This is a genomic window from Patescibacteria group bacterium (assembly GCA_026415775.1).
GTDB lineage: Bacteria > Patescibacteriota > Minisyncoccia > UBA6257 > JAAZHW01 > SKW32.
Genome location: JAOAGL010000001.1, coordinates 458,549 through 472,041 on the forward strand (window position 1 = coordinate 458,549; position 13,493 = coordinate 472,041).

Consider the following 13,493-nt stretch of genomic DNA (forward strand, 5'->3'; position numbering starts at 1 on the left):
TATTTTCTAGCTTCTAACTTACAAATTCCCCAACGCTGTAATCGTAATATCGCCGGTATAAACGCCGATAGGTTGAGAGATGGGCGCATCGGCTCGGTATAAAATCATATTAGTTGTCGTACCGTTTTGACAAGACGGACTAGAGCAGGTCATTATTGTTTGAGATGTTTCTGGCATACCGGCAAATTTTGCCGTGCCTTCATTATCATTTAATCCCCACCAAGTGGAATTATAGTTTGAATCGGTGCCGCTACTCATTAAACGGAAAGAAAAAGTTGAGCCAGGCGTGGTCGTGGCATTACCGTTGCCGCCGTTAGCTGTTGGGTCCCAAACCGGCGTATAATCGGGAAAGGTAATTGATGGATTACTTTGAAGCGCTAAAGTAGAAGTGCTACTTGCGCGTTTGATTGCTAAATAATAACCGTTGTCGTAACCGCTTACAACGACCGTTGCCGTTGTTGTTGCCGAAACCGGAATTTGAGGCGCTAAAATACCAAGATTAATATAATTACTTGAAAGATTAAGAGTTAAACTTTGTTGTAATGGAGCCGTAGTAATTTCAGGATAGACATTATAAAAAATTGTTTCGTAATCGGGATTGCTAATATTGGCTTTTACCACTTGGAAACAATAAGGAGTTAACGGAGACGCTCCGTTGTCCTGTAAAGAGAAATCCCACATTCCATCTTCTCCAATATTAACCATTGAAATAGCATTAATAAAATTGTTTGATTCAACATAAGTTTGACGTTTAATCGTATGGCCATTATGTGTCGGGTCATTATCATTAGCTATTAAAGCATCTCCGTCATTAACATTACTGTTATCATAAAAAGCAATGGTTGAAGTTGAAGTAACATCAGTGAAAGTTTCATCGTCTCCACAAACTGAACCGCTTTTAGGAGCGTATTGCAATTTTAGATATTTCCCATTTTGTAATAATTCATTGGTATCAATATGGAGCAGTAATCTTAAGCGGAATGGCTGATTGGTAACGTTTAAACTGGCCGGCGTATTAGTGTTTGCTAATGGATTGCCCACATTAGCAGAGTTTTGATTTTCAAAAAAGCGATAAGCTGATTGGGTGATTTTAACACCGCCTGTTTCATAATAACTTTGACGAATCAATTGTTCAATCCCATCCCAAGAACTAGTGACTATACCCCATTGCCAAAAAGTTAAAGAAACCGTCTGATTGGGAGCAACGTTATTCCATACAGAATCAAAGAAAATATTATCAGTTTCACCACTGGCATCGCTCTGTTGATCATCTACTCTCCATTCGGAAGTATAATTAACCCATTCCGCCCACGGAGAAGAGTTGGTTATGGCAGCGGAGGTTAAGAAATATCCGTAACGAGGGGGATTATTTTCATTAAAAATTACACCCATAGCTGCATAAACACCAACATCATAAGTAGTAAACCAATTTTCCGGCAGAGTAGAAGTACTCATTAAAATATGCGTCTCGGGAATAACATTAGAAGTATAACCGGCATAACGACCTCTATCGTTTACATTTCTATCTGTACCCAACCACTGTTCTCTTCCCCATACCATCGGGTAAATATGAGAAGTGCTATCATTATTTTTAAATTCATAGGTATTTTTTAAATATGGTTTATTAGCATAAAATTCTTGAGTTCGCGTAGCGGAAATATAATTATTTAATTGTTGTGCCCACCCAGTTGATGCTGTATCATCGGAAACAACTCGCCAAACAATTTTTGTATTATCTTCACTAACAATCCAATTAGTACATTGATTGGGTTTCCATTTAATATCAGCAGAATAATAGTTAGAAGTATCTGCTCTTATAGTATTATCAACATGCACCGCTACTCTTTCCATACAATCTAAATTAACATCATCATTGTTAACAAAATTACGCCCAGTTAACTCTATTTGTTCACCTTCTCCCTCATGTCCACAACCAAAAATAACAGTATTAATGTAATTATTACCAAAAAGTATACCATTCGAAAAAAGCCTTTCACCCATATTATATGTTTGCACTCTATCAACGCGCGTCATAAATAAATCAGTATCGGATCTAAAATTTAAATTAACTGTGTAATAGGTATTAGCAGCAACTGAAGCCTTTTGAATATACAATGTGTGTTTATTATTATCCCACCACCAACAATCTGTTGTTGAAGCGGGCGATCCTTGAGGGATAGAAGAACTGTTTATAGTTACAGAAATATTGCTAATATTTGCTGTTATTGGATGAAAAGGAATAGCAAATGCGACATTTGTTCTCGCGCTTGCACTACCGCCAATAGAAAAATCTTCGATTGAATAGTCCCAATAACTGCCGCTTGAATTCCAAGTAGGATTAAATTCTGTGCCGTAACCCATCTGAGTGGTACTAATTGCATTCCAACGACGCACAACATAAGTTGAAAAACTTCCGGCTGAAGCTGAATAATCAATAGAACTAAAATTGGAATCGTTATCTAATTGAACTGTAACATTATAGGTTCCGGTATTGGGATCAGCGCAACCATTACAATACCACGAACCAACATAAATAATACCTTCAAATTGACTAGTTGAAGAATTCCAAGTTAATTGAGTATAATAAGTTTCTGAAGCTGGTGTATCAACTTTTGCACGGGCATGGGGATAATTATTTGGTGACAAAGATCCATGAAGTTGCAAATAAACAGGAATAGCCCCATACCAACTATCAGAAGTTTTACCTAATGATCCGGTAATATAATCGGTAATAGCACTCATGGTAATTTGAGGAATAACTGAATAAGTATTAAGTAAACTACCATCGTTTTTAACAATTCGAAAACAATAAGTAGTTGAAGTGGGGGTAGAATTATTATCAAAAAGAGCAAAATCCCATTTGCCGTCTTGGCCTGCAGAGATTGCAGCGACTGAGTTGGTAAAAGGATTAAGCTCTTCGTAAGTTTGGTTAACAATAGTATCAGAACCATGTGTCGGATCATTGGTATTGGCAGTTAAATTCGCACCATCAGAAGGAGTAGAATTATTATAAAAAGCAATAACCGTACTAGTTGTAACATCACTATAGGTTTCGCCGGAAAAAGAAGTATCGCATACTCCATCAGTACCACGCTGGGCAAATTGGAGTTTGAAACTGCCTTCGTTCGTAAATAAATCAGAAACGCCGACATGCAAAAGCATACGCAATCTAAATGCCGCGCCGGTTAAGCCAAGCGTTGCCGCCGTATCCTGCGCGGCAAGCGCGGTTCCCACATCGGTTGAATCAGTATTATTGAAAAACCGATACGCGGCCTGTGTATAGGTCTTTGGCGCGATGGGTCGGCCGAAAAGGTCATCGGGCGTAGCGGCATACCAGGTGGCGTAGATGCGTTGAGTTGACGCAGACATCAAGCTTAACCTGCCGCCGTAGATATCGTCGTTTGAAGAATACACCGGACCAAATTCAGAACTCCAGGTAGAACCGCCGTCTGTAGAATATTTCCAGTAGAGGTTGCCGGTTGAAGCGGTGCCGGGGGTTGATCGGGCGGAATAGAGAACGTATAGATAGCCCGTGTTCTGGTCCCTTGCGATTTTTGCTCCGGTGATACCGCAGTTTGAGACGCCCGCGCAGACGCTGTCGGTGACGACATCGGTCAGAGCGGTCCAGCTCGTTCCAGAAAACTTGCGGACTCTGATATCGTCATCGGTTCCCAATGTGGCCGCGCTTGCCGCGTATGCCAGATACACATCGCCATTTGAAGTGTCAACCGCTGCGCCGAAGGATGCGTCGTAGGTGGTATTATCAAGCGCGGTGTCAATATTCGCAAATGCAGACCAAGTTCCGGTGTATCGTGAGTATTTAAGGTCGTTCGTTGTTGCCGAAATATCCCACCAAATAAACATCATCTCGCCCGAGAGCCGCGGGATCAGAAGCATAAAGTCGTCTCCATTTGTCCACGAAGCCGGTTCGGAAACCGCCCAGTTAGTAGCGGTGGTGCAGGTTGTGGTACAGCGAACCATCATATTGTCGGTTGTGTCGGCAACCGCGGCATAGAGCGCGCCGTCAGTTGCTTTGGAAATGGCGACGTGGTTTGTGCCGGCAGTTAAAGTACCTGTATAACCGAGACCGCTTGTAATGTTGACCGGGCCGGTTGAGAGTGTATCGGTTGAAGTGTCAAGAGTTCTGTACCAGATATCATCGTTTGTTACATCGGTGGTTGCGATATGAATTAAATTGCCGGTTGTGTCGCCCGGAGTCCAGCGGTCATACCATACAGCGATTTGGATGATGTCGGTCTTTGCATCAACCGTAACCGGCGCGCCCCAGGTTGCGCCGCCATCCGTAGTTTTACTGTAGACGGCAGTGCCCGCGGAATCTACGTAAAACGCATAGCCGGTTGTCTGGGAAGTAAACACAGTGGTTGGCGAGCCGCCGAGGTGTTCCGCGGGGGCGGTACTCACCGTCGAGTCAATCGTTACCTGCGCCGCGAGTGCTTTTTGAATTTCCGGCGGAATTCGCGGATTTTGCCAAATGGTTGGCCAGCCGGAAAAAATCCAAAGAAAAATTACTAAAAATACTAACAAGTTTCTAACAAAACTTTTTACAAATTTTTTTGTTTTAATATTCGCTATCCTCATAAATTCAACTTTTTTCATCATTAATAAAATTGCACTAATTACTTTTAATATTTCTTCTCTTTTTTTAAAATTTATTTGTTTCTTTATTAATTGCTATGGTACTTTTTAAAATTCCAGTTTTGAACGTGCGTAAGATTGTTTTAAAAATTCCATCATCCAAAATTGATTCAAAATCAAAAATTAACAACATTAATCTGACACATCGTTACTAAATTATCCGTTTGATAAATAATCGGGATACTAAAATTGCCTTTCTGAGAATTAGGCAAAGCAATTATTTTTAATACTAATTCTTTATCATCTTTGTCTGGAGTAATAACATAGTCGATATTTTTAGCAAAAAATATTTCAAGACCCTGAGGTAAATTGCCGATAGTTATCTTTTGAAACAACGCATTTGGGTTTTTGTTCAAACGCACATTAACTTCTTTTACATCACCTTCTTTAATTTGGATATTAAATGGTTCTACCGAACAAGAAAACGATGAATTGCTTTCGATATTTAAATTTTTAATCTCTGTTAATTCCTTTGTTTTCATTTTTAAACTATCCAGTATTTGTTGAACTTCAAAAGGAAATTGGATTGGTGTGGGCGTCGGCGTTATTGTTATTGGTTCGGTAATTTCGGGTGTTTCTTCTATTGCTTCATATTCAATTTCCAACTGCGCGCCATCCAAAAAAGCAATTAAATTATCCTCTAAATTGGTGTTTAAAGTTGATTCGATACTGATTTGTAAATTATTGATTTCTAACCAGTTGGTAAGCGTTAATTCAAATTCTGTTTGATAATTTTCTTTATTATCAATGATTGTCAAAACTTGCCAATTTTCGCCATCCAAAGTGTATTTAATGATAAACAAAGGCGCTAAAGTCGGCGTTGGCAAAGTAGTGGATGTTATTTCTGCTGAAGGAGTAATTTCTAAAGCGGGGCTTTCGCTTGTTTCAGGAGTAGAAGTTTCGATTGTCGCCATGGGTGTTTCGACTGGCGTGAAAGAATCTTCTGTTTCAAGAGGCATTTCGATTGGAGAAGCTGATGGTTCTGAAGAAGGTGTTGGCTCTAAAGTGGAAGCGGGAGTGGAAATGTAAGTTGGTTCTGGTGTTGGGGTATTTTTTAAAGTGGGCACAGCAGTTGGGTTGTTTTCTAGCGACGATTCGGTTGGAGATGCTTCTTGAGCCAAAACTTTTTTCAAAAATATTTTTAACAAAGAAAGTGGCGTTGGCGTTGGTCCTTCGGATTGAGTCGGTGTAGGTGTTGATGTTGGTTGTTCTAATGGAGTTGGTGTTTGTTTTAAAATTGGAGTTTGTTCAGTTGTTGGTGTTAATTCAATTTCTGGGCTTGATTCGATAGTTTCAGTTGAGGTGGAATTGGTAGATTCAATATTTGTTTCTGTGGGTGAAAACATAAGTGTATTTTCTTCACTCGGGGAAGGAATTTCTTCCGGTGGAACAATTATCATTGTTGGTGTTGGTTCAATTAAGTTTAAATCATTAAGTTCTTGTTGTGTTATTAACCATTCATTTTTATTTCCGATTCTAAAATTAAGTTTTAATGTTGCGCCGGTAATTTGTTTGTCGTCGGTTTCAATAAGGGATGGATTTTGAAAACCGCCAAAAAAAATCTGTTTTATTCCTCCGCCATCAAAAATAGCTGAATTATTTTCATTAAAATATTTTAGCTCAGCATCAAAATCTAAATCCGGTTGATCAATGGCTTTATCAACATTATTCCAATTTCCCAAAGCTGAACTAGGGTAAAAATAAATAATATCAGCTTTTAAAACAGCGCTATAAAAAAGCCAGCCAGTAATAATTAAAACAATAAAAATCATTAACCAATTAATAATTTGGCTTCTCTTTCTTAAATCCAAAATTTCTGTTTCTTTAGCTTTTTGAATATCGGTAAAATAAGCTAATGTTTTCTTTTTTGCCTTAGCCCTCATCAATAATATTATAACACTTTTATTTTGAATGTTTTTATTAAGTTATCCACACAAAAACAAAAAACCCGATTAACAATTGCTAATCGGGTTAAAAGGAAACTGTTTTTAATCTTAATCAACAATTTCTATACCCATATTCCGCGCTGTTCCCTCAATCATTCTCATTGCTGCCTCTAAATCATTTGTGTTTAAATCTGGCATTTTAATCTCGGCAATTTCTTTAATTTGTGCCCGTGTTACCTTCCCTACTTTCTTTCTGTTTGGTTCGCCTGAACCTTTTTCAATACCAGCAGCTTTTCTTAAAAGATCAGAAGCTGGTGGAGTTTTTAATTTAAACTCATAACTTCTATCTTCGTAAATGGTAATTTCAACAGGAATAAGACTGTCGCCTTTATCTTTAGTTGCTTCATTAAAGCGCTGACAAAATTCACCAATATTGATACCTTGAGGACCTAAAGCAGTACCAACTGGTGGTGCTGGGTTGGCTTTTCCTGCTGGTATTTGAAGTTTAATAATAGCTTTTACTTTTTTCATATTTAAATTTTTTTAACTTGTAAAAAGTCTAGTTCGACTGGGGTTTCACGACCAAAAATAGAAACTAAAACTTTCACTTTAGCCGTTGCCTCGTCAATTTCTTTAATCTTCCCATCAAAATCTTTAAATGGCCCATCGGTAATTTTTACCGTGTCCCCTATTTGAAAATCAACCTTATATTTCGGCTCTTCTACATTCATTCGTTTTAAAAGTGATTGCACCTCTTCGTCGGATAATGGAGATGGCTTGGTGGCATCGGCACCAATAAATCCGGACACACGCGGTGTATTGCGCACGACATACCATGAATCATCAGTCAAAATCATTTCTACCAAAACATAACCGGGATAAATTTTTTCTTCCACAACATAACGTTTTCCTCCTTTAATTTTTATTTTCTTTTCTTTGGGAACAATCACATTAAAAATTTTATCGTGCATATCCAATGTTTCAATTCTTTGCTTCAAATAACGCGCCACGGCGTCTTCGTATCCTGCATAAGTATGGATGGCATACCACCCTCTTTCATTAGATTGTTGTTTTGGCATATTAAGATTTTAAAATAAATCGGCTAAGTAATCCTGTAAAAAGAAAGTCCCAAAGACCCAAAAATATCGCCATAATCAAAGAAAGACCAATGACAATTAAAGTATATTTTATCGCTTGGTTTTTAGTTAACCAATTAACGTGTTTAAATTCATTTTTTACTTCTTTAATATAAGTTTTAAATTTAGCCAACATACTTATTGTTAAATATTAAAATTTAAAGATTAAATGTCAAGATTGCGGACGGTTTTAGCATGGACTTGAATAAAGTGTTTTCTAGGCGCTACTTCGTCTCCCATTAAAATAGTGAATATTTTATCAGCCTCTTCGGCGTCTTCAATTGTAACTTGTTTTAAAATACGCGTTTCGGGATTCATAGTCGTCTCCCATAATTGTTCGGGGTTCATTTCTCCCAAGCCTTTATAGCGTTGAATGTTTACTCCCTCTGTGCCTTTTAATTTCTTTAAAATTTCTTCCTTTTGTTGATCAGAATAAGCATAATGGATTTCTTTGCCTTTTTGAATGCGGTAAAGCGGCGGTTGAGCGATATACAAATGACCCCTTTCAATCACCTCAGGCAAAAATCTAAAAAACAGGGTTAAAAGTAATGAACAAATATGAGAACCGTCAACATCCGCATCGGTCATAATAATTATTTTATGGTATCTCAATTTTTCTATATTAAACTCTTCAGCAATGGCTGTTCCTAAAGCAATAATAATGGATTTCACCTCTTTTGATTCCATTATTTTATTCAATCGCGATTTTTCAACATTTAAAATTTTTCCTTTAATCGGCAAAATTGCCTGAAAGCGACGATCGCGACCTTGTTTGGCTGAACCGCCAGCAGAATCACCTTCAACAATAAAAAGCTCGGCTTCCTCTGGGTGACGCGTTGAACAATCAGTTAATTTACCAGGTAAGCTTAACCCTTCCAATAGACCCTTGCGCAAAACCATTTCTTTAGCTGCTTTTGCAGCTTTACGAGCTTTTGCTGCTAAAATACATTTTTCAATAATTCGTTTGGCGTCATTGGGATTTTTTTCTAAAAATTCTTTAAGTGCTTCGCTCACTACAGCATCAACTGCTGCGCGCGCTTCAGGATTACCTAATTTTGCTTTTGTTTGTCCTTCAAATTGTGGCTCGGGTAATTTTACAGAAATAATTGCTGAAATTCCCTCTCGCGCATCATCACCTGTTAGGCCCTCCTCCCCTTCTTTAATATACTCTTCTTTTCGTGCCCAATCATTTAAAACACGCGTTAATGCTGTGCGAAAACCAGTTAAATGCATTCCGCCTTCTGGTGTTCGAATATTGTTAGCAAAAGAAAGCTCGCTTGAATTAATATCTTCTGTATAACAAAATGCCGCTTCTACTAAAATTTTGTCATAAGTTTTGCTAACATAAAAAATATTTTCCTGAATTGGTTTCTCTTCTTCAATAAGATATTTAATAAATGAAATGACACCTCCTTCAAAATAAAAATCAGCAATGTTTTCTTTTCCTTCGCGCATATCAACCAATCGTACTCTCACGCCTTTTGTTAAATAGGCCTGTTCGCGTAAGTGGTCTGCTAGGCGTTTGAAATCATAATCGGGCATTTTTCCTGTTTTCCCTCCGAAAATTTCTGGGTCCGGTTCAAAAATAACTGTGGTACCTGTTATATCAGTTTTGCCAGCTTTTATTACTTTACTTTTAACCTTGCCCTGCGAATATTCTTGATAGTATTTATTGCCGTCGCGATAAACTTCTGCTCTTAAATAACGAGATAAGGCATTAACAACAGAAACGCCAACACCATGAAGGCCGCCAGAAACTTTATAAGAAGCGCCGCCAAATTTAGCGCCAGCATGGAGCATTGTCATTACCGTTTCCAAAGATGATTTTTTAGTTTGAGGATGAATATCAACTGGAATACCGCGACCATCATCTTGAACAGAAACACGATGATTGTCGCCTAAACGCACCTCAACATTCCTAGCAAAACCAGCCATTGCCTCATCAATCGCATTATCAACCACTTCATAAATCAAATGGTGTAACCCATCAATACCCGTTGAACCAATATACATGCCTGGTCTTTTTCTAACCGGCTCTAATCCCTCCAAAACAAAAATATCCTTGGCTTCATAGGATGTCGGTTTTTCAATGGCTATATCTTGTTTATTTTCTGTTTGCTGATTTTTATTTTCCTCGGTTTTTTGATTTTTTTTCTTTGGCATTATATGTTTATTTTAACAAATTTTTTCGAAAAAATAAAGAGCTCAAAAAGAAAAAAGTTGAGTTTTTTTCAAGAATTATTCTTGTTTTTTAATTAACTACTTTTTAATTTCTATTCCCAATTCCTTCAATTGAGTTTTATCAATTTCAGAAGGCGCATTCATCATTAAATCTCTGCCGTCTCCCGTTTTGGGGAAAGCAATAACCTCACGAATGCTTGGCTCATTCATTAGAATCATTACCAACCTATCAATGCCCATTGCAATACCGCCATGTGGCGGAACGCCATATTCAAAAGCCTCTAAAATATGACCAAATTTTTCCTTAATTTCCTCTGGTTTATTGCCCATTATTTCAAAAACTTTTTGAAGGATAAAAGGATTATGTTCTCTAATCGAACCGCCGCCAATTTCATAACCATTTAAAACTACATCGTATTGATGAGCTAGTGCCTCACCTGGATTTTTTTCTAAATATTTTACAAATTCATCAGGAGGTAAATTATTCGGGTTTTGTGTTTTAGTAAATGGATGATGAACAGCATCCCACCTTTTTTCCGTTTCTTTCCACTCAAACATCGGGAAATTAACTACAAAAGCAAAAGCCAATTCATTAGGATTATTTTTATCTTTTCTTAAATCTGGTTTATCGCTGTTATATTTTTCCATTACTTCTTGATAGGAAAGACGTGGAAAGTTGGAAAAAGTTAGGATTTTTTCAGGGAATAATTCTTTAACAATTTTCAAATATAAATCTTCGATTAAACCTAAAATTTCTTCCTGGGTAGGAAAACTCATTTCTATATCTAATTGAGTAAATTCGGGTTGGCGATCGCCGCGCGTGTCTTCATCGCGAAAACATCTGGCAATCTGAAAGTATCTTTCAAAACCAGCAACCATTAATAATTGTTTATACTGTTGGGGTGATTGCGGCAAAGCATAAAATTTCCCGTGATGCAATCGGGATGGCACTACATAATCGCGGGCCCCCTCGGGAGTTGATTTTGTTAAAATTGGAGTTTCAATCTCAACAAAACCTTTTTCGTGTAAGTAATTGCGCATTAACAAAATAATATCATGCCTTGCTCTTAAATTTTTTTGTAATCGTTGTCGTCTTAAATCCAAATAGCGATATTTCAACCGATGTTCCTCCCCTATTTCAAACCCTTCCTTATCGATGGCGATTGGCAGAGTTTTGCTTTGATTAAGAATATTTAAACCTTTGGCCTCAATCTCAATATAACCCGTCTCGATTTTAGGATTTTCCATTCCTTTTGGCCGTTGATTAACCTTTCCAATAATTTCTACCACCCATTCGCTTCTTAATTCTTTAGCCTGATTATAAATTTCGCTATTGGGCAAAAAAACTACTTGAACAAAACCTGTTTTATCACGCAAATCAATAAAAATTAATTTGCCGTGATCGCGACGAGTATCAACCCATCCCTTAATTAAAACTTCTTGACCAATTTTTTGCGTTAAATTCTTAATAAATGTTCTCTCCATATTTTTATTTTTCTTCAATTTCGGGCGGAGCAATAACTTGAATATCATTTTTTAAAAATCCTTCGCCCGAAATTTTTAAAATATCTCTATCAATTTTATTAAATTCTTTGTAAGCAGTGGAATATGTGTTAACGGTCGTGGAAAGATTATTCCCTAATTTTTGCATATATAATTCATAATTTGCCAGATGTTTTCTAAGCTCTTCGACTTTTTTGATAATTTCCCGCGCTGATTCTTCAATTTGAAAAGCTCTTAAACCCTGAAGTACTGTTTGTAAATAAGCGGCAAATGTAGTAGCTGAAACAATAATAACCTTTTTCTCCCGAGCCGCATATTCAATTAAATCACGAGTATTGGAATCTAAGCTGCCTACTTTATTTATAAGCAAATCATAATAAAGCGCTTCAGAAGGAATAAACATAAAGGCAAAGTCCGTTGTGCCTTTTTTTGGTTGAATATATTTTGCTGTTTCATTAATCCTTGTTTTTAAATCATTACAGACTGCTTTTTCCAATTCTTCGCGCCTTTGCGGATTGGTTTCAGAAATAAGCCGATTGTAGTTCTCTAAAGAAAATTTGGAATCAACTGGAATAATTTTGTCTTTAACAAAAATAGCGGCATCAACAATCAATTTTTTATTTTCCTCATCTTTCCCTAACTGATATTGAAGCTGATAGGCTGTTGGTGGTAAAAAGTTTTTTAAAGTAACTTCCAAATAGTATTCTCCTAAAATGCCACGTTGTTTTGGATTTTTCAAAATATCTTGAAGTTGTTCTAATTGCTTTGCCAAATCAAAAACTTGTTTTTGCCCCTCGCCCACCCTCGTCAATTCCTGTGTAATTTCTTTTATTAATTTAGCGCTTTCGCTAAATTGCCTTTGAAGTACTTGACCAGATTCGGAAAGCTTTAAATCTAATGTTTCATTGATTTTATTAATTTGGTTTTGAAGTAAAATAAGTGCTGTATCTGTTTCTTTTCCTTTATTTAGGCGCCGAAACAAAATAATTAAAGCTGTAACAATAGCTCCCAACCCTAAAATTAAAAGAATAAAATTAATGACTAATAAAGTTGTCATATTTATATCATAATCAAAAAAATAAAAAAAGAAAGATTAAATCTATTTTTTTAATTTAATTTTTAATCGTTTAACAGCTGATTTTATTATCCCATTTAATAATTGAGAAAAGTTTAAACCAGCCACTCGAGCAGCACGAGGGAAACGAGAATTTTCTTTTGGATCTGGGTTTAATCCTGCTGGACAATTAACTTCTAAAATATTGGGGGTATTATTTTTATCTAACCGGATATCAAAGCGCGCCCAATCTGCCAACTCTAAAACATCAAAAGCCCTTAAAACAATTTTTTCAATTTCTTTTTGAAGTTTTTGACTAATCGGCGCAGGACAAATTAAAGGGTCAGCTTTAAATTTTGGATTATCGTAAAGCCATTTTGCTTCAAAATGGTCAAATTTCGGCACACCTCTTGGAAGCTCATCAAATCTAACCTCAATAATGGGTAAAATTTTTGGTGGACAACCCAAAACGCCTACGGTAAATTCGCGACCATTTAAAAATTCTTCTACCAAAACAGGTTGTTTAAATTTTTTTAATAATTCTCTAACAATTTTTCTTAATTCTTTTTCATTATTCACCAAATTCTTAGCAAAAATCCCCTTACTTGAACCCTCAGACTGCGGCTTGGCTAAAAGCGGAAATTTTAATTTTTTATCTAATTGTTCATTATTGTTTTTAAAAACTTGCCATTTTGGCGTTGGAATTTGATGATAAGCTAAAATTTCTTTTGTTTTTACTTTATTTAATCCTATTGCATAACTCAATGGTGAGCCGCCTGTATAAGGAATTTGAAGCATCTCCAGCATTGCTGGAATCTGCGCTTCTCTGTCTTTACCATAAAGTCCTTCACTATAATTAAAAACTAAGTCAATCTTTTTTCTTAAACGATAAAATTTAAAATATGCTTTTTCATCAGCTTCAATTAAAAAAACTTTATACCCCAATTGCTGGAGAGCTTTTTTAATTCCTAAAATCGTTTTGGGGTCATCAAAATCGATATTTTCAATAACTTTTTTATTTTTGGTAATTTTTTTTGTTTTGCGTAAATTATATGTTAGAGCTATTTTCATTATTTA

Annotated in this window: 9 protein-coding genes; all 9 read right to left on the bottom strand. The window is 36.5% G+C overall.

Features of this window, described 5'->3' with window-relative positions; genetic code table 11:
• Positions 1 to 18: 18 nt before the first annotated feature.
• The 9 genes from N2692_02475 to N2692_02515 all read right to left on the bottom strand — a co-directional run bounded on the left by N2692_02475 (position 19) and on the right by N2692_02515 (position 13,487).
• Positions 19 to 4,620: a hypothetical protein gene (locus N2692_02475; GenBank protein MCX8016143.1), complete on the bottom strand. Its 4,602-nt coding sequence runs from the start codon at positions 4,618 to 4,620 to the stop codon at positions 19 to 21.
• A 152-nt stretch (positions 4,621 to 4,772) separates the two neighbouring features.
• A complete protein-coding gene (locus N2692_02480) occupies positions 4,773 to 6,539 on the bottom strand; it encodes a hypothetical protein (protein ID MCX8016144.1) in 1,767 nt (588 codons plus the stop codon).
• A gap of 111 nt (positions 6,540 to 6,650) precedes the next feature.
• Complete coding sequence (rplK, locus tag N2692_02485) at positions 6,651 to 7,073, bottom strand: 50S ribosomal protein L11 (protein MCX8016145.1); 423 nt, start codon at positions 7,071 to 7,073, stop codon at positions 6,651 to 6,653.
• 2 nt (positions 7,074 to 7,075) lie between these two features.
• Positions 7,076 to 7,621 carry a transcription termination/antitermination protein NusG gene (gene nusG / locus N2692_02490; GenBank protein ID MCX8016146.1) on the bottom strand — a complete coding sequence of 182 codons (546 nt, stop codon included), beginning with the start codon at positions 7,619 to 7,621 and terminating at the stop codon, positions 7,076 to 7,078.
• A 1-nt stretch (position 7,622) separates the two neighbouring features.
• Entirely contained in the window at positions 7,623 to 7,814 is a 192-nt protein-coding gene (gene secE / locus N2692_02495) for a preprotein translocase subunit SecE (protein ID MCX8016147.1), read from the bottom strand.
• 29 nt (positions 7,815 to 7,843) lie between these two features.
• Complete coding sequence (gyrB, locus tag N2692_02500) at positions 7,844 to 9,841, bottom strand: DNA topoisomerase (ATP-hydrolyzing) subunit B (protein ID MCX8016148.1); 1,998 nt, start codon at positions 9,839 to 9,841, stop codon at positions 7,844 to 7,846.
• 96 nt (positions 9,842 to 9,937) lie between these two features.
• Complete coding sequence (gene aspS, locus N2692_02505) at positions 9,938 to 11,344, bottom strand: aspartate--tRNA ligase (GenBank protein ID MCX8016149.1); 1,407 nt, start codon at positions 11,342 to 11,344, stop codon at positions 9,938 to 9,940.
• A 4-nt stretch (positions 11,345 to 11,348) separates the two neighbouring features.
• Positions 11,349 to 12,419 carry a DNA recombination protein RmuC gene (locus tag N2692_02510; protein MCX8016150.1) on the bottom strand — a complete coding sequence of 357 codons (1,071 nt, stop codon included), beginning with the start codon at positions 12,417 to 12,419 and terminating at the stop codon, positions 11,349 to 11,351.
• A 42-nt stretch (positions 12,420 to 12,461) separates the two neighbouring features.
• Entirely contained in the window at positions 12,462 to 13,487 is a 1,026-nt protein-coding gene (locus N2692_02515) for a D-alanine--D-alanine ligase (GenBank protein MCX8016151.1), read from the bottom strand.
• Between the last annotated feature and the right edge of the window lie 6 nt (positions 13,488 to 13,493).